Source organism: Pseudomonas sp. DF5 (assembly GCF_058148225.1).
This window is the reverse complement of record NZ_JBYVYM010000022.1, coordinates 49227-72431: the sequence shown is the minus strand read 5'-3', so window position 1 is coordinate 72431 and position 23205 is coordinate 49227. Positions and strand designations below refer to the sequence as shown.

The following is a 23205-nucleotide window of genomic DNA, read 5'->3' as shown; positions in this document are numbered from 1 at the left end:
CCCATGTCCGTGGATCAAGGTTCCCGTGGCTACTTCAACAGTTTCGGCAAAAGCGCCGAAGTCGAGTTCATGCCGGAAACCGCCGGCGCCTCGTTGCAGGATTCGCCGCGCTGGTCGCGGATCACCGTGTGGCTGGCGGCGGCGCTGCTGATCAGCGCGCTGGTCTGGGCCAAATTCGCCGTGTTGCAGGAAGTCACCATGGGCGAAGGCAAGGCGATTCCGTCGAGCAAGATTCAGGTGATCCAGAACCTGGAAGGCGGCATCGTCACCGAGATTTTCGTTCGCGAAGGGCAAATGGTGAACAAGGGCGACACCTTGCTGCGCCTGGATGACACGCGATTCCTGTCGAATAAGGGCGAAAGCGAAGCGGACCGCTATGCCTTGATCGCGCAGGTCGAACGATTGTCTGCCGAAGCGGAAGGCCGGCCGTTCAAGCTGTCCCCGGAAGTCATCGCCAAGGCGCCGCAAGTGGCCGAGGACGAACGCTCGCTGTACGAACAACGCCAGCGCCGACTGGCCAGCGAACAGCGCACCTTGACCGAACAACTTCGGCAAAAAACCCAGGAGCTGGCGGAGTTCCGTTCCAAACAGGGGCAGTTCAGTTCCAGCCTGGCGCTGCTGCAACAAGAAATGAACATGTCGACACCGCTGGTGGGCACCGGGGCGGTGTCGCCGGTGGAAATCCTGCGGCTCAAACGCAGCGCGGTGGAAATCCGCGGCTCACTGAACGCCACGACCCTGGCGATTCCCCGGGCGGAATCGGCGATCAACGAGATCAAAAGCAAGATCGACGAGTCCGAACAATCCTTCCGCTCGGACGCGGCGAAGGAGCTGAATGAAAAACGCACCGATCTGTCGAAAATCACCGCCACGAGTATTGCCATCGACGACCGTGTAACGCGCACCACAGTGGTGTCACCGGTTCACGGCATCATCAAAGTGCTGAAGGTCAATACCATCGGCGGCGTGGTCCAGCCGGGCAGCGACATGGTGGAGATCGTGCCCGTGGAAGACAACCTGCTGATCGAAGCCAAGGTCCGCCCTCAAGACGTGGCGTTCCTGCACCCGGGCCAGAAAGCCATGGTCAAGTTCAGCGCTTATGACTACACGATTTATGGCGGGTTGAGTGCCAGGCTTGAGTTGATCGGGGCAGATACCATCACCGATGACAAGGGCAACAGCTTTTATCTGATTCAGGTACGGACCGACAAAAATCACTTGGGCGGGGATGTGAAACCGCTGCTGATCATTCCGGGGATGGTGGCGACGGTGGACATTATTACCGGGGAGAAAAGCGTGCTGGATTACCTGCTTAAACCGGTGTTGAAGGCACGGACCGAGGCGATGCGCGAACGCTAAGTCTCACGCTGTCCCTGTGGCGAGGGAGCTTGCTCCCGCTGGAGTGCGAAGCGCTCCCAAAACCTGCCAGCATGATTTCCCTGACACACAGGCTGAATGGCTTTGGGTCTGCTGCGCAGCCCAGCGGGAGCAAGCTCCCTCGCCACAAGTCATCACCGGCCGTGATTCTTCTGATAGGTCTCCTCCCCCATCGCCGCAATCTGCCCCTCGATCAACGCCTCGAACGGTTTTAATAACAGCTCGAAACTGCTCGGCGCTTCAAGGGTCTGCAACGCCTGCACAATTGCCTCCACCGTCGACAACGCCCCAGGCCCAGGTGCCTTGCGCAAGCGATAACGCGACACCCCGCCCTCGGCCAGGGTCACTCTGGGCAACGCCGCCAGCAATGGATTGAGGTGCAGCATCTTGCGCGCCTTGCGCCACGTGCCGTCCGGGACTACCAGCAACAACGGTTCATCATTGGCGGTATAAGTCTGCATCGGCTGAGCATCTTCACCGGGAAACAACAGCCGCGCCTGATAGCCCTGCTGATGCAACAACGCCGGCAAATCCTCAAACACCTCGCCGACGATCAGCTCGGCATTCTTGAGTCCCAACGCAGCCAATCGTGCGGTGTTCAATGCATGGTTCACTTCACTCGGATGCTGCAACAGCAACACCCGCGTGCGGCTATCCAGGCTTGGGATCAGCGGGCACAGGCAGTGAGTTTGCGGACGCAGGCAGCGCGGGCACTGGATTCTGGACATTTTCTTAAGCCTGATTGAGCTGTGCTTTGAGCAAATCACGGAAAGTCTGGATCAGCGGCTCGCGGCTGCGGCCACGGCGCACGATCATCGAGAATGGCGCCTGATAACCGAACGTCGCCGGCAGCAGCACGCGCAAATCACCCTTGTCGGCCCAAGCCTGGGCGTAGTGCTCCGGCAGGTAACCGATGTAGGCGCCGGACAGCACCAGAATCAATTGGGCCTCCATACTTTCCACGGTCGCCGCGCTGTGCTTGAAACCATGACGCGCCAGTTCGGCCTGGCTCCAATAGCCGCGACCGACCATGCGTTGCTGGGTGATGACCTGCTCGGGGATGCGCCGCTCGTTGAACAGCGGATGACGACTGCTGCAATACAACCAGTGTTGCTCGCGGTAGAGCGGCATGTAGACCAGACCGCTCATGCGCGTGGAAAAGGCACCGATGGCCAGGTCGAGGCGGTTGTCCTGCACGCCGAGTTGCAGTTCGTAGGGACTCATGACCGACAGGTGCAAATGCACCGCCGGGTGTTCCTGGCTGTAGGCGCCGATGGCTTCGGCGAATGGCAAGGCCTTGTCGCTGACGGTGGAGTCGATCACCCCCAGGTTCAACGTGCCGCGCAATTCGCCTTTGAGGGCGGCGGCGTATTGTTCGAAACCTTCGAGTTCGGCCAACAGACGCAGGGTTTCCTGATGGAACAGCTCGCCCTTGCTGGTCAGGCTGAAACCGCCGCGACCACGATGGCAGAGCACCAGGCCGAGGGCCGCTTCGAGCTGGCTCATATAAGTGCTGATGGCCGACGTCGAGAGATTGAGCTCGTGCTGGGCGTTGGCGAACCCCTGATGGCGGACCACGCTGACGAAGATGCGCAATAGTTTCAGGTCGGGTAAAGCGTTGGCCATGGGGAAGCTCCAGCAGAAAACACGCAGACGATGACGCCCGTAGCAGCTGCCGAGCTTGCGAGGCTGCGTTCGGCGGCGCAGCCGTCGTAAAACCTGACTGCACGGTATACCTGTAAGACCGCGTAGCTTGATTTCACGACGGCTGCGCCGCCGAACGCAGCCTCGCAGGCTCGGCAGCTGCTACATAAATCCTCGTCAGTCTATCGCCGCCATCGTCATTAGTTTAGAAAAATCTGAACTAAGTATTTGCCCGTAGCGATTCTTCCCGGCCACTGCATTTCGCAGAATCGGCCCACAGCGGAACCCGTCTCTCCCCGAGCGGCTTACCTGCATAAATAAAACAACGACGATGAGGCCTTACCCGTGGACAAGATTCTTCACCAACCACTGGGCGGCAATGAAATGCCGCGTTTCGGCGGCATCGCCACCATGCTGCGACTCCCCCATTTGCCATCCGCTGCCGGCCTGGACGCTGCCTTTATCGGCATCCCGCTGGACATCGGCACGTCCCTGCGCCCCGGCACCCGCTTCGGGCCGCGTGAAATCCGCGCTGAATCGGTGATGATCCGTCCGTACAACATGGCCACCGGCGCTGCGCCGTTCGACTCGCTGTCGGTTGCCGACATCGGTGACGTGGCGATCAACACCTTCAACCTGCTGGACGCCGTGCGGATCATCGAAGAGGCCTACGACAATATCCTCGAACACGATGTGATCCCCCTGACGCTGGGCGGCGACCACACCATCACCCTGCCGATCCTGCGTGCCATCCATAAAAAGCACGGCAAGGTCGGCCTGGTGCACATCGACGCTCACGCCGATGTGAACGATCACATGTTCGGCGAGAAAATCGCCCACGGCACCACCTTCCGTCGCGCGGTAGAAGAAGGTCTTCTGGATTGCGACCGCGTAGTGCAAATTGGCCTGCGGGCTCAGGGCTACACCGCTGATGACTTCAACTGGAGCCGCAATCAGGGCTTCCGCGTGGTTCAGGCTGAAGAATGCTGGCACAAATCCCTGGCGCCGCTGATGGCCGAAGTTCGCGAGAAAGTCGGCGACGGTCCGGTGTACCTGAGTTTCGATATCGACGGCATCGATCCGGCCTGGGCACCTGGCACCGGCACCCCGGAAATCGGCGGTCTGACGACCATTCAGGCGATTGAAATCGTGCGCGGCTGCCAAGGCCTCGACCTGGTCGGCTGCGATTTGGTAGAAGTCTCGCCAGCGTACGACACCACCGGCAACACCTCGCTGCTGGGCGCCAACCTGTTGTACGAAATGCTCTGCGTACTGCCAGGCGTGGTCCATCGCTGAGGATCGGTCATGAACGAACGTGATCAGGTACTCAATGCCGCCGCCGAACTGGTGTCGGCCTTTGCCCGAAACGATCGCGAAGCCTACTTCGGCGCATTCAGCATCGATGCCAGCTTCGTGTTCTACACCCTCGAACAGCCCCTGCTGTCGCGCGATGCCTACCAGGCGTTGTGGGACAGCTGGCGTGCCGAGGACGGCTTCGAGGTGCTGTCGTGCACCTCGAGCAACGCCTTCGTCAGCCTGCAGGGTGACGTGGCGATTTTCATCCATGACGTGGCCACCGAGCTGCGCATGCAAGGGGAGCAACACTTCAGCCAGGAACGCGAGACGATTGTTTTCAAGAAACAGGCGTCTGGCCAAGAACAACAAGGCCTATGGCTGGCCTGCCACGAACATTTGTCCGCAATGCCGGAAGGGCTGCCAACCCCTTAGCCAAACAGGTGACGCTCACGCACGATGAGCGCGCCTTTATGATCGGAGCAGATCATGAATAACAACAACAAAGACCAAAGCCTTACGCACATTGAAACCTACGGGGTCGAGCAGATCCCGGACAACGAACGCACCGCAGGCCCGACGGACTTGTTCCGGATGATCTTCGGCGGTTCCAACACCTTCGCCACCGCCGTGCTCGGCAGTTTCCCGGTACTGTTCGGCCTGTCTTTTCAGGCGGGCGTCTGGGCGATTGTGCTGGGCGTGTTGCTGGGCTCGCTGATCCTCGCGCCGATGGGCCTGTTCGGTCCACTCAATGGCACCAACAACGCCGTGTCGTCCGGTGCGCACTTCGGCGTGCACGGGCGGATCGTCGGTTCGTTCCTGTCGCTGCTGACCGCTATCGCCTTCTTCTCGCTCTCGGTATGGAGTTCGGGTGATGCGTTGATCGGTGGTGCGAAACGCCTGATCGGCCTGCCGGAAACCGACCTGACCCTGGGCCTGGCCTACGGTCTGTTCGCGATCCTGGTGCTGACAGTGTGCATCTACGGCTTCCGCTTCCTGCTGTGGGTCAACAAGATCGCCGTGTGGAGCGCCAGCCTGTTGTTCCTGCTGGGCGTCTTCGCCTTCGCCGGTCCTTTTGATGTGAACTACGCCGGCAGCGTCAGCATGGGGCAACCGGGTTTCTGGGCGGCTTTCATCGGTGCTGCGCTGGTGGCGATGAGTAACCCGATTTCCTTCGGGGCGTTCCTCGGCGACTGGTCGCGCTACATCCCGCGTGATACCTCCAAGCGCCGGATCATGGCCGCCGTGGTGATCTCGCAGATCGCGACCTTCATCCCGTTCCTGTTCGGCCTCGCCACCGCCACCATCGTGGCGATCAAGGCACCGGACTACATCGCGGCCAACAACTACGTCGGCGGCCTGCTGGCGGTATCGCCGAGCTGGTTCTTCCTGCCGGTGTGCCTGATTGCGGTGATCGGCGGCATGTCCACCGGCACTACGTCGCTGTATGGCACCGGGCTGGACATGTCCAGCGTGTTCCCGCGAGTTCTGTCGCGGGTCAAGGCCACGCTGCTGATTGGCGTGATGTCGATTGCCTTCATCTTCATCGGGCGCTTTGCGGCGAACCTGGTGCAGAGCGTGTCGACCTTCGCCGTGCTGATCATCACCTGCACCACTCCATGGATGGTGATCATGATCATCGGCCTGCTGGTGCGTCGCGGCTTCTACTGCCCGGATGACCTGCAAGTGTTCACCCGTGGCGAAAAAGGTGGCCGCTACTGGTTCACCCACGGCTGGAACTGGCGTGGCCTGGGCGCCTGGATCCCGAGTGCCGCGGTCGGTTTGTGCTTCGTGAACCTGCCGGGGCAGTTTGTCGGACCACTCGGAGATCTGGCTGGCGGGATCGACATCAGCCTGCCGGTAACCCTCGGCCTGGCCTCGCTGGTGTACCTGACGCTGCTGAGCCTGTTCCCGGAATCGGCCACGGTGTTCGGCCCCAACGATGCACGCAGCAAGGGCACGGATTCGCTCGGTAAACCGGCGATGCGACAAGCCGCCTGATTCAACGCATTACCTGTGATCAACGCACTACCTGTGGGAGCGAGGCTTGCCCGCGAAGAACGATGACGCGGTCTGCCTGACAGTCCGCGGCGCACCCATCGCGGGCAAGCCACGCTCCCACAGGAAATGATGTTCCTACAGGGATTGATTTTCGCCTCACCATAAAAAAGACAATCGGAGACACGCCATCATGGCTTTGGATTTATTCGTCGTACTCATCTACGCCGCCGCGATGCTGATGCTCGGCTATTACGGCATGCGCAAGGCCAAGACCAACGAAGACTTTTTGGTCGCCGGTCGCAACCTCGGCCCGAGCATGTACATGGGCACCATGGCCGCCACCGTTCTGGGCGGCGCGTCCACCGTCGGCACCGTGCGCCTGGGCTACGTCCATGGCATCTCCGGTTTCTGGCTGTGCGCGGCACTCGGCTGCGGGATCGTGGCGCTGAACCTGTTCCTCGCCAAACCGCTGCTGAAACTGAAAATCTACACCGTTACCCAAGTGCTGGAAAAACGCTACAACCCGATGGCCCGCTCCGCGAGCGCGGTGATCATGCTGGCGTATGCGCTGATGATCGGCGTAGTTTCTATCTTGGCAATCGGCACCGTGCTGCAAGTGCTGTTCGGCCTGCCGTTCTGGGTCTCGGTATTGCTCGGCGGTGGCGTGGTTGTGATCTACTCTGCGATCGGCGGCATGTGGTCCCTGACCTTGACCGACATCGTCCAGTTCGTGATCAAGACCGTCGGCCTGATGTTCATCCTGTTGCCGATCTGCCTGTACCGCGTTGGCGGCTGGGATGAATTGGTGTTGAAACTGCCGGCCACTGCCTTCAGCTTCACCACGATTGGCTGGGACACCATCATCACCTACTTCATGATCTACTTCTTCGGGATCCTGATCGGCCAAGACATCTGGCAGCGTGTGTTCACCGTCAAGAGCGCCAAAGTGGCTCAGGTCGCCGGTACCTTCGCAGGCTTCTACTGCATCCTTTACGGCCTGGCTTGCGCCCTGATCGGCATGGCCGCTCACGTGTTGATCCCGGACCTGGACAACGTCAACAACGCTTTCGCCGCCATCGTCAAACTGTCCCTGCCGGACGGTATCCGTGGTCTGGTGATCGCCGCGGCCCTGGCCGCCATGATGTCCACCGCCAGCGCCGGCCTGCTCGCCGCTGCCACCACACTGACCGAAGACTTGCTGCCGAAACTGCGTGGAGGCAAACAGTCGAGCCTGGGCATGAACCGCCTGTTCACCCTGTTGACCGGCATCGTCGTACTCGGCATCGCTCTGGTCGTACATGACGTGATCAGCGCGCTGACCCTGGCTTACAACCTGTTGGTGGGCGGCATGCTGATCCCGCTGATCGGCGCGATCTTCTGGAAACGCGCAACCACCGCCGGCGCCATCGCCAGCATGGGCCTGGGCTTTGCCACTGCGCTGCTGTTCATGGTCAAGGACGGCATGGACGCCAACACCCCGATCTACTACAGCCTCGGCGTGGGCCTGGTGAGTTTCGTGGTGGTCAGCCTTCTGTCCCGTCGCCCGGCCATAGTGGCGAGCGCTGCCTAAGATTTCTATAACGACCTGATGCTTTCTTCGGCGGGTGTGGCGTCGGTTGCCACACCCGTTTTTTTTCGCCTGAAGGAATTTGCCCATGAAGATCGTCAGCCGTGATCAGTGGTTCGAGGTCAAACAACTCAGCGACGGCATCCGCCTGATCCACGAGCCGTACATTCGGCCCTTTTACCGCTGCAACCTCTGGCACATTCAGGGCCGCGACAAGGACTTGCTGCTGGACAGCGGTTCCGGGCTGGTCAGCCTGCGCGAGCAATTGCCGTGGCTCACCGAACGACCGCTGGTGGCTGTGGCCAGCCATTGCCATTTCGACCACATCGCCGGCCATCACGAATTCCACGAACGACTGGTGCATCCGGCCGAAGCACAAATCCTCGCCGAACCCGACGGCGACAACACCCTGAGCAAGGCTTTCGTCGGTGACGATATGTTCGAGGCTCACCCCGACTGCCCATTGTGCTACGCCGAATACCGGGTCAAAGCTGCGCCGGCCACCGGTTTTATCGAAGACGGCGACGTGCTCGATCTCGGTAATCGAGTCCTGCAAGTGCTGCACACGCCGGGTCACTCACCGGGTGGCATCAGCCTGTATGAAGCGGCGACTGAAACCCTGTTCAGTGGCGACATCATCTACGACGGGCCGCTGATCGAAAACGCCTACCACTCCAACCTCGATGACTACGCCTGCAGCCTGCAACGCTTGCGCGCGATGCCGATCCGCACCGTGCACGGCGGGCATTTCGGGAGTTTTTCCGGGGAGTATCTACGCACGATGATTGACGAGTGGCAGCGCCGACACGCCTGAAGCCTGCTGTACTCAGCTTCAGGAACCTGATAACGCTCTCGAAGAAGGATCTCATGACAAGAGCCGCCGTTCGTGCCGCCGTGCATCATCGCATCCGTCGCCTGCTGGAAAATCAGGATGACTTCGACGATCACACAAGCCTGGTGCAGTTGGGATTGGATAAAGAGGATATCGAAGAGCTGGTCTTCCGCCTGGAGGATCAACTGGGATTGACAGCGTTTACCGCCGAAGAAGACCGGATGCTCAAGACTGCCCGGACGGCGAATGACTTGACCCGGTTTCTGATTGAGATCGGGCGGTATTGAAACGGATTGCTAAATACATCCGATGGGCCAAACGAACCTCTGTGGCGAGGGAGCTTGCTCCCGCTCGATTGCGCAGCAATCGCAAGCTGCACTCGCGCTCAACCTGACCCACCTGAGTGGCGATGAATGGGGCCGCTGCGCGCCCCAGCGAGAGCAAGCTCCCTCGCCACAGGTGATTTGCCAGACTTACCGACGGCGCTGCTGGCGTCGACGTTGTTCGTCATCAGTGCGAATAGGCACGGGTTGCAGAGGCGGTTCAATCAAACCGAGTGCGACACCCAGGTCATGCAGCCAGTTTTGGATTTTCTCTTTCATGATGCCCCCCTTCAGGGTCGTGCCGAGCGGCCGAAGTTCTGTAGCCCCTTCGCACTGATAATAGTCCGAAGTCCTACGCAATGCTCGCCCAAGATCGCAATGATCTGTTACTGAATTGATCCAAATCCTTGGACGTTCGTTCAAACATTTGCCTGGGCCTGGACCGTTGCCGACGGATACACCGCCTGTTGCTGCTCGATCCATGCATTCAGGTTGGCCCCGACCATGCCTTTGCGCCACATCAGCCAGGTGGTCGCGCTGGCAAACGGCTCGGCCAACGGGTGCACCGCCACGCTTTCACGCCCCGGCAGACTGGCGAGCATCGACTCCGACATCAGCGCCACGCCGGAGCCGGCAATCACGCAGGCCAGCATTCCCGGATAAGACTCGATCTCCATGGCCCGGCCCATCGCCGCATGATCATGGGCGAACCAAGCCTCCAGACGCATCCGGTAGGAACAGCCCTGGCGAAACGTGAACACCGAACGCCCTTCGACATCCAGCGCACTGCGCACCGGTGGATGATCGGCCTCGCTGATCAACACCAACCGTTCGTCGCACAACGGCACGCCGTCGAGCCCGGCCAGTTCCAGCGGGCCGTCCACCAGCGCCGCATCGAGGCGCCCGGTGAGCAGCCCTTCGAGCAGTTCACCGCTGGGGCCCGACTGCACTTGCAGGTTCACCGCCGGGTAGCGGCGGTGATAACGCGCCAACAGCTCTGGCAAGTGAATTGCGGCGGTGCTGTACATGGTGCCCAGTACGAAATCCCCGGCCGGTTGCCCGCCCTGCACCGCCGCGTGGGCTTCGTCGTGCAAGGCGAACAGCTTGGCGGTGTAGTCCAGCAGGACTTTTCCCGCAGGTGACAACTGCAAACGCTGACGCTCGCGTACGAACAATTCGACACCGAGTTGCTCTTCGAGCTGTTTAAGCCGGGTCGACAGGTTGGAGGGCACGCGATGCAGGCGTTCAGCGGCTCGGGTGATGGAACCCTCCTCCGCCACTGCCTGGAAGATCCGCAATTGGCTGAACTCCACGCCATTCTCCAAATAAGAATAAGTTTCTCACTATTATTCATTTTTAAAGAAAGTCAATCAGTCCTAGCCTGACGGTCATTGATCCTCGAAACGGAACTCAGACCATGTCCCCGCTGATTCGCTTAACCGCCAGCTTTGTCGCCCTGATGATGGCCATGGGCATCGGGCGTTTCGCCCTCACCCCACAACTGCCGCACTTGCTCAGCGAAGGTCAGATCGACCTGACTGCCGCTGGTCTGATTGCCGCCGCCAACTACCTTGGTTACTTCGTCGGCGCGGTGGACGCGATGTTCGCCCGTCGCCCCGATCAGGTTCGCAGGCGCCTGCTCGGCGGTTTGTGGTTGTGTGTATTGCTGACCCTGGCCTCGTTCTGGGCCAACGGGTTCTGGGCGCATCTGGCGCTGCGTTTCGGCACGGGCGTGGCCAGTGCCTGGGTGCTGGTGATGATTACCGCGTTGAGCCAACCGCTGGCAGCGGCGGCCGGTCGTCCGCGACTCGGCGCCTTGGTGTTTGCCGGTCCGGGGTTGGGGATTTTTCTGACAGGGTTGTTGGCCTTGGGCTCGAACCTGCTGGGGCAGACGTCTGCGACCTTATGGTTGGTGTATGCCGCTGTCGGGCTGGTGATGCTACTGGGGATTCTGCCGTTCCTGCCGCAACCGGCGGCCCCTTCTACAGCGACACCGCTTGCCGCCACGTCGATCAACCAAGGCGTCGGACGTTTGCCGGTGATCTATGGGTTGTACGGTTTGGGCTACATCATCCCGGCCACTTTCCTCTCACAAATGGCCAGCGCGCAGTTCCATGGGCAATGGCAAGCCGATCTGTTCTGGCCGTGCTTTGGTCTGGCGGCGGCGACCGGGGTCGTATTGGTGAGCCTGCGTCGGCACTCCCCGAACGCTACTCGAAATTGGCTGATGGCAACGCTGTGGCTACAGGCCGCCGGTGTGTTTGCTTGCCTGTTGGGCAGCGGCGCCGGACTGGCGCTGGGGGTGATCCTGTGTGGCGGGCCATTCCTGGCCTGCATGCAACTGGTGATGCAGCGCTCCCGGGAACTGGCGCCCCACGCCACCCAGCGCAACGCCGGGCTGCTGACCGCGTGCTTCGCCGTGGGTCAGCTCAGTGGGCCGTTGCTGGCGGCACTGAGCAGCCATTTCAGCGGTGGCTTGCAACCCGCGTTGGTGATCGCCGGCAGCGGCTTTATCATTGCCGCAGGCTTGCTGCTGCGCCCGATCAGGGTTGCCCAAGTGCTTTGCGCAAACGACGGCGCACCCACTGCTCTGCGCTCACAAAAGTGATCCCGAGCAAAACCAGTACCGCGCCGATCACAAAGTTCAGGCTCAGCTCTTCACCCAGCAGCACCACGCCGAACGTGACGCCGAACAGCGGCGTCATGAACGAAAACACCGCGAGGTTCGCCGCCAGGTAACGGCGCAGTAGCCAGAACCACGTCAGATAACTGAAGAACGACACCACCAATCCCTGAAACAGCACGCTGGCCACCGCCACCGTGGTCAGGCTGACATGGGTGACCTGACCACTGAGGATCGCGATCAGCAGCAGGCCGACGAAGCCGACGATCAGTTGATAAAACAGCGTCAGGGTCACCGGCGCTTCCGACAGACGCGAGGCGCGCACCACTACAGTGGTCGCGCCCCACGACGCGCCGGCCAGCACACCCAGGGCATCGCCCATCAACATGCGGTGGTCAAGATTGTCCCAGGACACACCACCGGCAAACGCAATGGCAATGCCAATGAACGCCAGAAAAATCCCCAGCCACTGCACCGGTCTTAAACGCTCACTCGGCAGCAGCCAATGCACGCCCAACGCGGTAAAGATCGGCGCGGTGTAGAGAAACACCGACATGTGCGCCGCCGTGGTCAGTTGCAGACCTTCGGCAATGAAGAAGAACTCCAGGCCAAACAACGCGCCGGCAAGCAAGCCGCCGCGCCAGGTAGCGCCGACCTGATCCCAGCCGCCCTTCCAGCAGATCAACAATCCTACGAGCAACGCGGAAATACCCGACCGCCCCGCCGCCTGCATGACCGGCGCGATGTCGGGCGCCGCCCATTTGATCATCACCTGTTGCACACCCCAGATCAGGCACAGCCCGACCATCACTTGCAGGGCAAACCCATCGGCGCTACGCCGTGTAGCGCTCACCGGAACACCTCGATAACACAATCCATGGCAGTGACTCGACAGTAAAAGCAAAGCCCCGGCGTTCCTGCTGAACAGAGGGTGCCGAGGCGAAAAATTATGCTGTCGATTATTAACCAGATGGACAGAAAAAGGTGTCTGCAAAAGACCTTTAAATCGCCACGTACGTCATCCAGCGATGACCAGCGCCGCCGATTGCTGTGCCTGCTCACGCCTGGCCAGCGCGAAGTACAGGACGCCGCCGAGGAAACAGCCGGTGAACCAGGCGAAGTTGGCCATCGGCTGCAACACCGGGATGAAAGTGATCGCAACGCCCATCAGGGTGGCAGGAATCAACGCCTTGACCGCCGTCCAGTTGATCCCGCCGCTGTAGTAATAACGCCCGCTCGGGCCGTCATTGAACAGCGCATCGACGTCGATCTGCTGCTTTTTGATCAGGTAGTAATCCACCAGCAGAATCCCGAACAGCGGGCCAATGAACGCCGCCAGCACGTCGAGGGTGTAGTGAATCACTTCGGGGTTGTTGAAGAGGTTCCACGGGGTGATGAAGATCGACGCCATGGCGGCGATCATGCCACCCGCACGCCAACTGATTTTGCTCGGGGCGACGTTGGCGAAGTCGAACGCCGGGGACACAAAGTTGGCGACGATGTTGATGCCGATGGTCGCGGTGACGAAGGCAAAGGCGCCGAGCAGCACCGCCACGCTGTTGTCGATGCGCGCCACGGTGGCGATCGGGTCGTGAAGCATTTCACCGAACACTGGCAAGGTGCCGGAAACGATCACCACGGTCACCAGCGAGAACGCCAGAAAGTTTACCGGCAGCCCCCAGAAATTGCCGCGACGCACGTCATTCATGCTGCGGCAGTAGCGACTGAAATCGCCGAAGTTCAGGGTCGGACCGGAAAAGTACGACACCACCAACGCCGTTGCCACGATCACCTGGCCGAAGGCTTCCCAGCCAGACAGTGACTTTTCCGCGAGAGTGAAGCTGATGTTGCTCCAGCCGGCCTGCCAAACGATCCAGCCGGCGAGCAGGAACATCACGCCGTACACCACGGGGCCGGCCCAGTCGATGAAGCGACGGATCGACTCCATGCCAGTCCAGAACACCAGCGCCTGGACGAACCACAGGCTGAGGAAACCGAACCAGCCGAGGTAGGACAAACCGGCAAAGTGCGGTTCGGCGTAGGTCGCCATCGCAGGAAAAAACCGTAGCACGACGATGATGAGTGCACTGGACGCCAAGTACGTTTGAATCCCGTACCAGGCCACCGCGATCAGGCCGCGAATAACCGCAGGAATATTCGCCCCGAACACCCCGAACGCCAGTCGGCAGATCACCGGGTAAGGCACCGCGGCTTGCTGACTCGGCTTGGCCACCAGGTTGGCGATCAACTGCACGATGCAAATCCCCCCGAGCAAGGCAATCAACACCTGCCAACTCGCCAACCCCAGCGCAAACAGGCTGGCGGCGAACACATAGCCGCCGACGCTGTGCACGTCGCTCATCCAGAAGGCAAAGATGTTGTACCAATTCCATTTCTGCGGCAGCGGCCCCAGGTCCTGGTTATACAGACGTGGGCTGTAGCCGTTGGGCAAATGTTCGGTCATCGCGGGGCTCCTCGAAAGTACAGGCGCGGCCCCCGGGATTGATGCAGCAACCACACTGCGTACGGGAGCCGGCATGGTTTGTATACGAGTTTCTACGCAGAATGCGTGCCACACGATCAAAAGGTGTGACAAACCTGGCTTTAAACCCTGTTCAGATCAAAGCTTCCAAGATGTGTAGGGGGTTATAACGCCCACGAACAGGGCGTCCGCGCCTACAAACGGTGCAGGGTGTTATGTATACAAAGAGATGGGTGACTGCTGCGCAGAAGGCTACCGTAGGCTGGATCCTTTTTTGATCACAACCTGCGGTAGCGCCTACCGGGGCCGGTGCAGGTCAGCTGAGTTCGATACGATCAGCGTGAATGACGATCTGGCCGTTCTTGTACAACGCACCGATGGCCTTTTTGAAGTTGCCCTTGCTGACGCCGAACATACTGCTGATCAGCGTCGGGTCGCTCTTGTCGCTGACTGGCAGGGTGCCGTTGTTGTCGCGCAACTTGGCGAGAATCTTCGAGTTCAGACTGGTGGCAGCGGCTTCGCCCACCGGCTGCAGGCTCAAGCTAATCTTGCCGTCGGCACGGACTTCCTTGATAAAGCCCTTCTCTTCTTTACCGGCGCGCATGAACTTGAAGATTTCGTTCTTGTGGATCAAGCCCCAGTGCTTGTTGTTGATGATTGCCTTGAAGCCCATATCGGTCGCTTCGGCTACCAGCAAATCAACTTCCTGGCCCGGGGTGTAGTTGGCCGGGGTCTTGTCCAGGTAACGGTCCAGACGTGCCGTCGCGGTGATGCGCCGGGTGTGTTTGTCGAGGTAGACGTGCACCACGACATACTCGCCGGCCGTCATCTGGCGCTTTTCTTCGGAATACGGCAGCAGCAGATCCTTCGGCAACCCCCAATCCAGGAACACGCCGATGCTGTTGACTTCAACGACTTTCAAACTGGCGAATTCACCGACCTGAACTTTCGGCTTTTCGGTGGTGGCGATAAGTTTGTCATCGCTGTCCAGATAAATAAAAACGTTGAGCCAATCTTCATCTTCGCTGGGAATATCTTTGGGAATATAACGATTAGGCAGAAGGATTTCGCCATCCGCGCCACCGTCCAGATATAAACCGAAGTTAGTGTGTTTAACCACTTGCAAACTGTTGTAACGCCCGACTAAAGCCATGTCCAATACCCTCATTGCGTGGGCGGCATTCTACCCGGTTTTGCGGGCGGCGTTCGGCGGGCCGGCTCGGTGGCGCGAGAAAATCCGCGCAAGGCCCTAATTTCCCTGGGTTTGGCGGGCGTGTTTGGCCGCTCGTCAGGCCGTTCGGGTGGTCTGGACCGTGGCCAGCCGATCCGAAAAGCACTATTTCCCCACTGAGGTTTTTAGTTAAAACAGCAGCTTAGGGGACTATTCCAAATAATAACTTGCGATTATTCGCGCACCTGCCGTGTGTATTTCGGGAGGATATTTACCAAGCAATTGTCAAGTATTTCCTGTACGATGCCTAGCCAAGTTAATTTCTACAGGTTAATGGCCGCCATGCGTGTAAAAGCATCCAACAGCAAAGCAAAGCCAGCTCCAGCCGTTGAAACCAGCGAATCGATCAACAATCAGATCGCTGCGTTCCTCAAGTCCGGCGGCGAGATCCAGCAAATTGCCAAAGGCGTCAGCGGCCAGACGTTCGGCCCGTCCAAGCAAATCACGCTCGGCAAAAAGTAATACCCCGCGTTAACTGGTCCCTAAGCGCTTTGAGCTTCGAAGCGCTTGGACTGGAACCCTCCAGCAACACCCCATAAAACAAATCAATATTTCAACAATCGACGAACGGCCCTCGATGCCGAACATTCGCCGGTATGCTTGCACGTGTCTGGATCAAGCGTTTCAGCAGGTTTTCACCACCTGCTCCTCGCAGCTCATGGAGTGACGCATGCTCAAGCCCCCTTTTCTCCTGCTCGCCAGCCTGTTGTGGTGTTCGCTCGCCCATGCGCAAGTCTTCCAGCGCGAATTTGGCGATTTCGATCTCAAACTCGCCACCACCCCCAGCCGCAGCATGGCCCAAGGGCTGGTCAAACCCTCGACGACCGGCTCGTTCCACGGTGGCCTCGACCTGAGCCACGACAGCGGCTTCTACGTGGGCCAATGGTCCCCCAGCATGGGGCTTAGTCCTTCGAGCAACCTTGAAGTCGATTCCTACATGGGCTTTAAACAGCCCTTCGATCACTCCCTCGGCTACGAAGTGGGCATGATCCATTACAGCTATCCCAAAGTGGATACCCTCGACAGCCAGGAGTTGTTCGGCGGCCTGACCCTGCTGGGCAGCCGCTTCGGCGCTGCCTTCAGCAACGACCCGGACAAACAGAACAGCACCCTGTTCGCCGACCTCAGCGGCAATCAGCCGTTCGGCATCGGGGTCAGCCTGAAATACACCACTCACCAGCTCAATACGCCGGTGTCCGTTGACGGTGGATATGTAGGCAGTTTTACCGACTGGTCGGTGAAATTGTCCCGGCCGTTCATGGGTATCGACCTGGACTTGATCTACAGTGACTCAAGCCTGAGCGGCAGCGATTGCTCCGCCTATTCCGGCCACAATAGCGAGTGCGACGGTCTGGTCACTCTCAAGGCTGTACGCGCCTTCTATTAATCGGCTGAACTGCCAGGCTCGTCCTGCGTTCACATAAAAGAACCCAATAAAAAAACCAGGTCTTCGCAAGGGCTTGCCATGTCGCATTGGTTGAAACAGATCACCGTCATCCTCACGCTCAGCCTCACCATCGCCGCCTGCACCCGCGTGGGCCTGGCTTACCGCAACCTCGACGTGATCATTCCCTGGACGCTCAGCGACTATCTGGACATGAACCGCCAGCAAAAAGACTGGTTGAACGAGCGGCTCAAGGAACACCTGCGCTGGCACTGCACCACGCAACTACCCGGCTACCTCGACTGGCTGAATCGTTTACAGACCATGATCGAGACCAACCAGATCACCGACTCTGAGCTGCAAGCCCGTACCCAGGAAGCCAAACAAGCCATCGCCGAAACCGCCCGGGAAATCACCCCATCGGCCATCGAACTGTTGCAAGGGCTGGATGACAAGCAAGTCGCGGAAATGAACGACGCTTTCGCCAAGGACCTGCGCAAACGCCAGGAGGAATACCTCAAGCCACCTCTCGAGCAACAGATCAAAGAGCGAAGCAAACGCATGGAAAAACGCCTGAATGCCTGGCTCGGACCACTCAGCCCAACCCAACAGCAACGGGTGATGGCCTGGTCGAGCGCCCTGGGGGATCAGAACAAAGAATGGATTGCCAACCGCGTCCATTGGCAACAGCAATTCAGCGCGGCGGTCGCGCAACGTCAGAGTCCGCAATTCCCACAGCAAATCGAGACACTTCTGGTTGATCGCGAGAGTTTATGGACCCCCGCTTACCGTGAAGCCTACGCCAACACCGAAGCACAGGCTCGGGCGTTGCTGGTGGACTTGATGGCCGAGAGCACGCCGTTTCAGCGTCAACGGTTGCTGCAAAAGATTGAAGACATGCGCAAGGATTTCACTGATTTGAAATGCCTGAAAGCGGCGCAACGAGGATAAGTTCTAAAGCTGCAAGCTTCACGCAATCTGCGCCTTCGACGCCACCTCATCAAACGTCAATTCATCCAGCGCATCGTCCTGCTCATCCAGCACCTGGCGCGGATGCTCATTTCCCGGGATGCTGCTGTCGATCAGGCTCAACAAACTCGAGCCTCGGGGTGTCAAAATGTAATTCTCGCCATTGCCACCCTGATCCTCCGGCCGAGGCTCGATATACCCCCGCAACAGCAGTATTTTTTCGTACTCACCGGCCACCGTTTTCAGGCGATCCAGATTCTCGAACGGCTCGCCCGCGGAGGCTTTCGCCGCCGCATACTGCTCGGCATAAGGCCGTGGAGTGAAACTGCGGCCAGCACTGTTCTGCACTTCGTGCAGTAAATGCTCGATCAAATCCCAGTTATAAGTCGTCATCCTGATCAACCTCCAGTGCCCACGAGTGAAATGGCCTTCATAGGTTGTGACCGACAGGGAGTGCAGCCGTTCAGCCGAGGTCTTTCCCCCAACCGACCGGCGGCCTGTCGATTTGAACCCAGGCCAAACGACTAGGCTGTGTAAGACGGTTTACCCCTCTGCGCGGATCGACTTTCGCCACAGCAAGCAGGAGAAATCACCATGAACATTCAGACTCATCCGGTCGTGTCCCGAGAAGAATGGCTGGCCGCCCGCAAACAACACCTGGCCCACGAAAAAGCCTTCACCCGGGAGCGAGACAAACTCAGCGCCGAACGCCGCGCCCTGCCCTGGGTGAAAATCGACAAACCCTACCGCTTCCAGGGCCCCAACGGCGAACTGAGCCTGGCCGACCTGTTCGGCGGCCGCAGCCAGTTGATCGTCTACCACTTCATGTTCGCCGCCGGCTGGGACGAAGGCTGCCCAGGCTGCTCGTTCCTCTCCGACCACATTGACGGCGCCAACCAACACCTGGCCCACCACGACGTCGCCGTGGTCGCGGTCTCCCACGCACCGTTCGCCGAATTCCAAGCGTTCAAACAGCGCATGGGCTGGAAATTCGATTGGGTGTCGTCGGAAGGCTGCGACTTCAACTATGACTTTGGTGTCTGCGCCCGGGCCGAAGACGTCGCCGCCGGGAAAGCGACTTACAACTACGAAAAAACTGACGGTGTTGAGGAAGAACTCCCAGGGCTTAGCGTGTTTTATCGCAATGAAGCGGGGGAGATTTTCCATACCTATTCAACGTATGCCCGCGGTCTGGATTTGCTGGTCGGTGCCTACAACTATCTGGACCTCACGCCTAAGGGGCGTAATGAAGAGGAAATCATGGATTGGGTGAGACATCACGATCGGTATGAGGACAAGGCAGCGGCCAGTTGCTGCCATGGGGGGTAGACCGCAGCCATCGCGGGCATTGGCTCGGGTTGAACACAACATCCGTGAACACAACAAATCCCCTGTGGGAGCCTGCTCGCGATGACTGACTAACATTCAACATTGATGACGACTGATACACCGCTTTCGCGAGCAGGCTCGCTCCCACAAGGTTGCGTGGTGTTCTGTAGGTTGCGTCCGGTTGACTGACTGCCACCAGGCAAACGCCCTACAACAACCTCGGAATCAGGCACCTTGCACCGCTGGAACGATGAAGCTTATAGTCCGCCCGTCGCCCAAATGGCGATTCAGGTTTGGCGACCTGATTATAGAGAATGCGAAGGCTATCAGCTTAATTGCAGGCGCCAACGCACCCGCAAAGCCGCTATTTATGGCGGCTGTGCGCGGGAGATCTTCGGATCTGCCGGTTTCTCTGTACCGGTTCGCCAACCTGCGTACAGCTGCCACCCTCTCGTTTGGCGACGACTGAGTGACGGCATTAGCCCATCAAACAGAGATCTTCAAATGAATCGATACATGCCCCTCACCGGAATCGACCTGATCCCGGCCTCCCTGCTCATCGACACCCAAGCCCCACTCGACGTCCTGCACGCCATGGCCGACTACCGCATTCGCACCGTCACCCAGGTGCTGGAAAACATCGCCTTTCGCGCCGAGATCGGTTGCGACACGGTGGTGCTGTCCGACTTTTCTCAAGCTTCAGACATTGAACCAGGGCTTTTAACCAGGATGTCGAATATTGCACATGTGGGCCTAAAGATGAACTATCTAACTTCAACCCACCGTCATCATCAAGAATATTCAATCCAAGAAGCAAAGTCACTTCCCCATCGACCTCAGAGAATCCCAACTGATCGTTATTGAAGTCTCTACCATATCGACCCGGAATAAATACAGCGCCATATCTTTACACTAAGGACTCAAATAGCCGACTTCGAAGTATCGCTTGCTCCGACTAATTATTCATAATAACGCTCCCAAGCCAATTAGAAGCTCACTTCAGAAAACTGTAAATGGGATTGTAATTAGCCAGGGGTTTAACCGGAAGCCACTCAACAGGTATGTAAGGTGTGTCAACCCGGACTTCATAACCATGACGCCAGGCAATTTTGGCATAAATCACGCCAAAAGTAGAAATCAGACCTTCGGAAAAGCCACTTTCAATACTGAGTCTTTTCTTTATTGAAGCCGGCGAGGTTAACTCTATCAAAGCAGCCTCCATTCCTGCTACATCACCGTTCGCAAGCGCCATAAAGAAATCATTATCCAGCAAAAACATTTTTTTCGGCCCTTTTGGTGGATTGGCACTCATCCGCAAGCAACGCTCGACTAATTGAGAAAAGTCCCCTTTAACTGCCAAGATTATCTGGTAGGCTAAAAAATCTGCGGTTGTCGTCGACTGAACTCTTTTTTCGTCAATAATTTCACTACAGTGACAAAACCAGTCAATAAGTGAAGCATTATCCGAGACAAGCGCCCTCATAAAGTCCATTGTTTTTGGAAGCAAATTCATTTTATCGCTTTGAAGCATAAACTGGTATTTATGCAGACATCCAGAGACGTAAAACCAGTTTTTCATAACCTCAAGATCGGCGCCTTCAAACCACGCATATATGCCTTTCGCGAAAGCATACGACGAAAGCCTTCCTGCACATGCAACAGGATTACCTTGATTGCTTTCAATATTGACTATATAGCCATCCACATCAAACCCACCATCTAGATGGGATTTGGTGTGCTCCAGCCTGTCTTTAGCCCTCGCCTTCCCCGGACCATAACTCTCAAATGAATTCACCCCAACAACCTCACTTCAACTTCGCCATTATTAATTGACCTGAACTACGATCCACACCCATAAGGAAAAGGGGACGGATTTATTTTCTAGCCACCGCACGAACCAAACAAATAAATCCGTCCTCTTTTCTCAGAGCACGCCCCATTTACACCCAGTTAAAATCAGGCGTAATTTCACAAACAACCCCAGCAGACACAAGAACATTTCGAACTCGCAAAACCTCCTCCGCCTGACCGACAAATACTAGAACAAGGCCTTTCTGGAGCATATTTCTTGATGTTAAATAATTGCAACCTGTCACTTCAGAAATAGCTTTTATATGAGCTTTATCTTGATAGTCACCGCGACAACGCACTTCATACTTCGTCTCATCAACTTTAATGCCCGGAATATTCGTTGTCACTACAGACCAACCGCACCGATTGCACTTCCCCCCCTGAGCGCTGCCCTGCCTGAAACTAGCTAACTCTCCTCCACACTGATCGCATGTCATAAAATATGTTTTTCCATTGAACAGGAAAAGGGGTCGCAGGAAAAGCAGGAAAAGGGGACGGATTTATTTCCTAGCCACCGCACGAGCCAAACAAATAAATCCGTCCCCTTTCCTACCTGTTTGCGTTGCTCGTTTTTCTTATGGCAGTTTAAATGTAACTACTGACTCTTCCGACTCGGGCAATCCCAGAAAATACCTCCACTGCTCTAGAACAATTCGCCACTCCTCTAGGGTAAATTTGCCCTCGGGCTGTCCATTCCAATCGTCGTTGACGCGGATGTCGACTTGCACACCTGAAGCGTCCATTGTCAGTGCAACATCGTTCCCGCCAGTTTCGACAGACTGTTCCGAACCGTTTTCGATAGATGCAATATAACCAAGTAATCGATCGCAATCTTGTGGAATCTGGGCAATAGCGTCTAGCACAGAGCATATATAGAGCTCATAGCGCGGGGCATTTTCTCCCGAAGAAACCGTCGCACCCCGGCAAAACAAATGCCCTAAAACAGCGTCATACCCCGCGTAAATATGGCAAAATTTCAGTTCCATTTCTCTCTCCTGCTTTAAGGTTTGTAGAGTGGGTAAACGGTTGCTCTTGGGGACGTGTACCCGGTTACTTTAACACCGGAAGGCGTCCAGGAAGTCCAGCGGCTCCCATTTACTACTTTCCTAGGACTATTCCAAGCGCCATCAATTTCATCTATCAATTGTGCTTTAGTCCAAGAGGCAGGGAACATCGTATTTATCGAATTGTTAGTCGTTTTGGTCAGCCACTGACCTGGGTTTTTTGGGTCCGGCACCTGAACAGTGGCCCGATAGACACCAGATGCGTCAGGAGCCGACTGTGATCCGGGAACAATTCTTACATCGCCATTCAATAATGTATGCGCCCCCGTCGGATTGCCATCCCTATCATAATCCGCACCGATTATATGCAGGATGTCAACCGGGTTACTGAACATAATACCTGGCGATAGATTCGGATCCACCGCGGGGGATGTAGTACTCCAACCACCAGAATTGTCAATCTGGCTTCCATCAGTACTCGTCGGCAGAGATGGCTGCACCTCCTGCCCACCAACACTCACGGGATGACCGACGTTATTATCCACGGCGAGTGTTATCAACACCTGATATTTTTTATCAAGCAAATGTATTGGAAATGCAGTACCGGTAACGCTCTCCCACAGCTCGATCGACAGCTTCATCTGCTGCTGTACTGTATACCCAGCCTTCTGCATTTCCTCCACAACCGCGTTAGCTGCAACGCGGAGATTCTCTTGGTTTTGTGAAGAATTTTGAGAGGCTACCAGCGCCGCCCCCAGCGCTGCGACGACGCCAGCGACTGCAACAACAACTGCAGCAGAAACATGAACATACTTGTATTGGCCGGTTTCAGAGTCAGAGCCCCCCAAATTTCCGAGCAAAACGGCAACACGACTGAAAGGGGACGGATTTATTTTCTGGCCCCAGCATTAAAACAAATAAGTTCGTCCCCTTTTACCCCTTTGCGCAGAAGGCATGCTCCAATCGGCTTTCCTTACTTGCTTATTTTAGTTGATTTTTTTTAGCGAGCCGCTCAATTGACTTAACTCCCTCTACCATTTTTTGTACTGCTGAAGAGTTTGCTGAGTGAACTCGAATTACTGGGGGGCAAAATCCATGCAGTGCAACGGCTTCTTCAATCCAGAGGATTACGTCGTATCCCGTGCCACGCACATCGTCACCTAAATCATGGTCGAGGCTAACTTCATCAACGCCACCAGTTTTCAAAAACTCAATCACTTCCTCCGGCCAATAGGCCCGAGTCCAACCAGCAGGTGTTGGGCGCTCATCATCCAGGTAGATTTTCATTTGTCCAC

25 protein-coding genes and 1 pseudogene are annotated in these 23205 nt (G+C 57.5%); 13 read left to right on the top strand and 13 right to left on the bottom strand.

Annotated features, from left to right (window positions below; translation table 11 throughout):
- Window positions 1-3: 3 nt before the first annotated feature.
- Window positions 4-1359, top strand: a complete 1356-nt coding sequence (locus AC30D7_RS20060) for an HlyD family type I secretion periplasmic adaptor subunit (protein WP_490135213.1) — start codon at window positions 4-6, stop codon at window positions 1357-1359.
- Between the two features lie 152 nt (window positions 1360-1511).
- Here the strand turns inward: AC30D7_RS20060 and AC30D7_RS20055 are convergent, their stop codons facing one another.
- The gene (locus tag AC30D7_RS20055; protein ID WP_490135212.1) at window positions 1512-2105 is read right to left on the bottom strand and encodes a tRNA-uridine aminocarboxypropyltransferase; all 594 of its coding nucleotides are present in this window, start codon (window positions 2103-2105) and stop codon (window positions 1512-1514) included.
- Between the two features lie 4 nt (window positions 2106-2109).
- The gene (locus AC30D7_RS20050) at window positions 2110-3003 is read right to left on the bottom strand and encodes a LysR family transcriptional regulator (protein ID WP_007938472.1); all 894 of its coding nucleotides are present in this window, start codon (window positions 3001-3003) and stop codon (window positions 2110-2112) included.
- A gap of 363 nt (window positions 3004-3366) precedes the next feature.
- Between AC30D7_RS20050 and speB the strand changes: the two genes are divergently transcribed.
- From speB to AC30D7_RS20020, 6 genes are all read left to right on the top strand, one after another.
- Complete coding sequence (speB, locus tag AC30D7_RS20045) at window positions 3367-4317, top strand: agmatinase (protein WP_007942156.1); 951 nt, start codon at window positions 3367-3369, stop codon at window positions 4315-4317.
- Window positions 4318-4326: 9 nt separating this feature from the next.
- Entirely contained in the window at window positions 4327-4749 is a 423-nt protein-coding gene (locus tag AC30D7_RS20040; protein ID WP_019580765.1) for a YybH family protein, read from the top strand.
- 54 nt (window positions 4750-4803) lie between these two features.
- Window positions 4804-6315 carry a purine-cytosine permease family protein gene (locus tag AC30D7_RS20035; RefSeq protein WP_490135211.1) on the top strand — a complete coding sequence of 504 codons (1512 nt, stop codon included), beginning with the start codon at window positions 4804-4806 and terminating at the stop codon, window positions 6313-6315.
- A gap of 190 nt (window positions 6316-6505) precedes the next feature.
- Complete coding sequence (locus AC30D7_RS20030) at window positions 6506-7885, top strand: sodium:solute symporter family protein (protein ID WP_490135210.1); 1380 nt, start codon at window positions 6506-6508, stop codon at window positions 7883-7885.
- A gap of 85 nt (window positions 7886-7970) precedes the next feature.
- A complete protein-coding gene (locus tag AC30D7_RS20025) occupies window positions 7971-8696 on the top strand; it encodes an MBL fold metallo-hydrolase (protein ID WP_490135209.1) in 726 nt (241 codons plus the stop codon).
- 53 nt (window positions 8697-8749) lie between these two features.
- Window positions 8750-9001 (top strand): acyl carrier protein, encoded by a 252-nt coding sequence (locus AC30D7_RS20020; protein ID WP_490135208.1) that lies wholly within the window; start codon window positions 8750-8752, stop codon window positions 8999-9001.
- A gap of 186 nt (window positions 9002-9187) precedes the next feature.
- Here the strand turns inward: AC30D7_RS20020 and AC30D7_RS20015 are convergent, their stop codons facing one another.
- Window positions 9188-9316, bottom strand: coding sequence for a PA1414 family protein (locus AC30D7_RS20015; RefSeq protein WP_007914492.1), 129 nt, complete (start codon window positions 9314-9316; stop codon window positions 9188-9190).
- Between the two features lie 140 nt (window positions 9317-9456).
- A complete protein-coding gene (ptrR, locus tag AC30D7_RS20010) occupies window positions 9457-10350 on the bottom strand; it encodes a putrescine utilization regulator PtrR (RefSeq protein ID WP_019648044.1) in 894 nt (297 codons plus the stop codon).
- Window positions 10351-10454: 104 nt separating this feature from the next.
- On the opposite strand from ptrR, the gene AC30D7_RS20005 reads away from it, so the two are divergent.
- A complete protein-coding gene (locus AC30D7_RS20005) occupies window positions 10455-11645 on the top strand; it encodes an MFS transporter (RefSeq protein WP_490135207.1) in 1191 nt (396 codons plus the stop codon).
- Here the strand turns inward: AC30D7_RS20005 and AC30D7_RS20000 are convergent.
- The 3 genes from AC30D7_RS20000 to AC30D7_RS19990 form a co-directional block, all read right to left on the bottom strand.
- Entirely contained in the window at window positions 11581-12513 is a 933-nt protein-coding gene (locus AC30D7_RS20000; RefSeq protein ID WP_490135206.1) for a DMT family transporter, read from the bottom strand. The two genes, AC30D7_RS20005 and AC30D7_RS20000, sit on opposite strands and share 65 nt — an antisense overlap.
- Window positions 12514-12678: 165 nt before the next feature.
- On the bottom strand, window positions 12679-14124 hold the full coding sequence (locus tag AC30D7_RS19995) for an NCS1 family nucleobase:cation symporter-1 (protein ID WP_490135205.1): 1446 nt from the start codon (window positions 14122-14124) through the stop codon (window positions 12679-12681).
- Between the two features lie 334 nt (window positions 14125-14458).
- Entirely contained in the window at window positions 14459-15295 is an 837-nt protein-coding gene (locus AC30D7_RS19990; protein WP_007942143.1) for a CvfB family protein, read from the bottom strand.
- Window positions 15296-15646: 351 nt separating this feature from the next.
- On the opposite strand from AC30D7_RS19990, the gene AC30D7_RS19985 reads away from it, so the two are divergent.
- From AC30D7_RS19985 to AC30D7_RS19975, 3 genes are all read left to right on the top strand, one after another.
- A complete protein-coding gene (locus AC30D7_RS19985) occupies window positions 15647-15835 on the top strand; it encodes a PFL_1563 family small protein (RefSeq protein ID WP_017337097.1) in 189 nt (62 codons plus the stop codon).
- 208 nt (window positions 15836-16043) lie between these two features.
- Window positions 16044-16760, top strand: a complete 717-nt coding sequence (locus AC30D7_RS19980; protein WP_490135204.1) for a TorF family putative porin — start codon at window positions 16044-16046, stop codon at window positions 16758-16760.
- Between the two features lie 78 nt (window positions 16761-16838).
- Window positions 16839-17708, top strand: a complete 870-nt coding sequence (locus AC30D7_RS19975; RefSeq protein WP_433783749.1) for a DUF6279 family lipoprotein — start codon at window positions 16839-16841, stop codon at window positions 17706-17708.
- Between the two features lie 18 nt (window positions 17709-17726).
- Here the strand turns inward: AC30D7_RS19975 and AC30D7_RS19970 are convergent, their stop codons facing one another.
- Window positions 17727-18119, bottom strand: coding sequence for a hypothetical protein (locus AC30D7_RS19970; protein ID WP_019580775.1), 393 nt, complete (start codon window positions 18117-18119; stop codon window positions 17727-17729).
- A 201-nt stretch (window positions 18120-18320) separates the two neighbouring features.
- Here AC30D7_RS19970 and AC30D7_RS19965 point away from each other — a divergent pair, with 201 nt between their 5' ends.
- A complete protein-coding gene (locus tag AC30D7_RS19965) occupies window positions 18321-19055 on the top strand; it encodes a DUF899 domain-containing protein (RefSeq protein WP_490135203.1) in 735 nt (244 codons plus the stop codon).
- Window positions 19056-19559: 504 nt separating this feature from the next.
- A pseudogene (locus tag AC30D7_RS19960) lies at window positions 19560-19751 on the top strand (hypothetical protein); the annotation flags it as partial.
- Between the two features lie 298 nt (window positions 19752-20049).
- Here the strand turns inward: AC30D7_RS19960 and AC30D7_RS19955 are convergent.
- The 5 genes from AC30D7_RS19955 to AC30D7_RS19935 form a co-directional block, all read right to left on the bottom strand.
- Entirely contained in the window at window positions 20050-20850 is an 801-nt protein-coding gene (locus tag AC30D7_RS19955; protein WP_490135202.1) for an Imm49 family immunity protein, read from the bottom strand.
- A 145-nt stretch (window positions 20851-20995) separates the two neighbouring features.
- Window positions 20996-21253: a hypothetical protein gene (locus tag AC30D7_RS19950; RefSeq protein WP_490135201.1), complete on the bottom strand. Its 258-nt coding sequence runs from the start codon at window positions 21251-21253 to the stop codon at window positions 20996-20998.
- A 228-nt stretch (window positions 21254-21481) separates the two neighbouring features.
- The gene (locus AC30D7_RS19945; protein ID WP_019580780.1) at window positions 21482-21892 is read right to left on the bottom strand and encodes a hypothetical protein; all 411 of its coding nucleotides are present in this window, start codon (window positions 21890-21892) and stop codon (window positions 21482-21484) included.
- Window positions 21893-21906: 14 nt separating this feature from the next.
- Window positions 21907-22770 carry an EndoU domain-containing protein gene (locus AC30D7_RS19940; protein WP_490135200.1) on the bottom strand — a complete coding sequence of 288 codons (864 nt, stop codon included), beginning with the start codon at window positions 22768-22770 and terminating at the stop codon, window positions 21907-21909.
- Window positions 22771-22891: 121 nt separating this feature from the next.
- Complete coding sequence (locus AC30D7_RS19935) at window positions 22892-23197, bottom strand: cyclic-phosphate processing receiver domain-containing protein (RefSeq protein ID WP_490135199.1); 306 nt, start codon at window positions 23195-23197, stop codon at window positions 22892-22894.
- Window positions 23198-23205: the final 8 nt, after the last annotated feature.

What these genes read in the sequence shown, in the direction of transcription:
- AC30D7_RS20015 (WP_007914492.1), bottom strand. Translation starts at nt 9,316, where the DNA reads ATGAAAGAGAAAATCCAAAACTGGCTGCATGACCTGGGTGTCGCACTC.
- AC30D7_RS19975 (WP_433783749.1), top strand. Translation starts at nt 16,839, where the DNA reads ATGTCGCATTGGTTGAAACAGATCACCGTCATCCTCACGCTCAGCCTC.
- AC30D7_RS20020 (WP_490135208.1), top strand. Translation starts at nt 8,750, where the DNA reads ATGACAAGAGCCGCCGTTCGTGCCGCCGTGCATCATCGCATCCGTCGC.
- AC30D7_RS19970 (WP_019580775.1), bottom strand. Translation starts at nt 18,119, where the DNA reads ATGACGACTTATAACTGGGATTTGATCGAGCATTTACTGCACGAAGTG.
- AC30D7_RS19995 (WP_490135205.1), bottom strand. Translation starts at nt 14,124, where the DNA reads ATGACCGAACATTTGCCCAACGGCTACAGCCCACGTCTGTATAACCAG.
- AC30D7_RS20055 (WP_490135212.1), bottom strand. Translation starts at nt 2,105, where the DNA reads ATGTCCAGAATCCAGTGCCCGCGCTGCCTGCGTCCGCAAACTCACTGC.
- AC30D7_RS20030 (WP_490135210.1), top strand. Translation starts at nt 6,506, where the DNA reads ATGGCTTTGGATTTATTCGTCGTACTCATCTACGCCGCCGCGATGCTG.
- AC30D7_RS20050 (WP_007938472.1), bottom strand. Translation starts at nt 3,003, where the DNA reads ATGGCCAACGCTTTACCCGACCTGAAACTATTGCGCATCTTCGTCAGC.
- AC30D7_RS20025 (WP_490135209.1), top strand. Translation starts at nt 7,971, where the DNA reads ATGAAGATCGTCAGCCGTGATCAGTGGTTCGAGGTCAAACAACTCAGC.
- AC30D7_RS20035 (WP_490135211.1), top strand. Translation starts at nt 4,804, where the DNA reads ATGAATAACAACAACAAAGACCAAAGCCTTACGCACATTGAAACCTAC.
- AC30D7_RS19965 (WP_490135203.1), top strand. Translation starts at nt 18,321, where the DNA reads ATGAACATTCAGACTCATCCGGTCGTGTCCCGAGAAGAATGGCTGGCC.
- AC30D7_RS20040 (WP_019580765.1), top strand. Translation starts at nt 4,327, where the DNA reads ATGAACGAACGTGATCAGGTACTCAATGCCGCCGCCGAACTGGTGTCG.
- AC30D7_RS20005 (WP_490135207.1), top strand. Translation starts at nt 10,455, where the DNA reads ATGTCCCCGCTGATTCGCTTAACCGCCAGCTTTGTCGCCCTGATGATG.
- AC30D7_RS19990 (WP_007942143.1), bottom strand. Translation starts at nt 15,295, where the DNA reads ATGGCTTTAGTCGGGCGTTACAACAGTTTGCAAGTGGTTAAACACACT.
- AC30D7_RS19985 (WP_017337097.1), top strand. Translation starts at nt 15,647, where the DNA reads ATGGCCGCCATGCGTGTAAAAGCATCCAACAGCAAAGCAAAGCCAGCT.
- AC30D7_RS19935 (WP_490135199.1), bottom strand. Translation starts at nt 23,197, where the DNA reads ATGAAAATCTACCTGGATGATGAGCGCCCAACACCTGCTGGTTGGACT.
- AC30D7_RS19980 (WP_490135204.1), top strand. Translation starts at nt 16,044, where the DNA reads ATGCTCAAGCCCCCTTTTCTCCTGCTCGCCAGCCTGTTGTGGTGTTCG.
- AC30D7_RS19945 (WP_019580780.1), bottom strand. Translation starts at nt 21,892, where the DNA reads ATGGAACTGAAATTTTGCCATATTTACGCGGGGTATGACGCTGTTTTA.
- AC30D7_RS20060 (WP_490135213.1), top strand. Translation starts at nt 4, where the DNA reads ATGTCCGTGGATCAAGGTTCCCGTGGCTACTTCAACAGTTTCGGCAAA.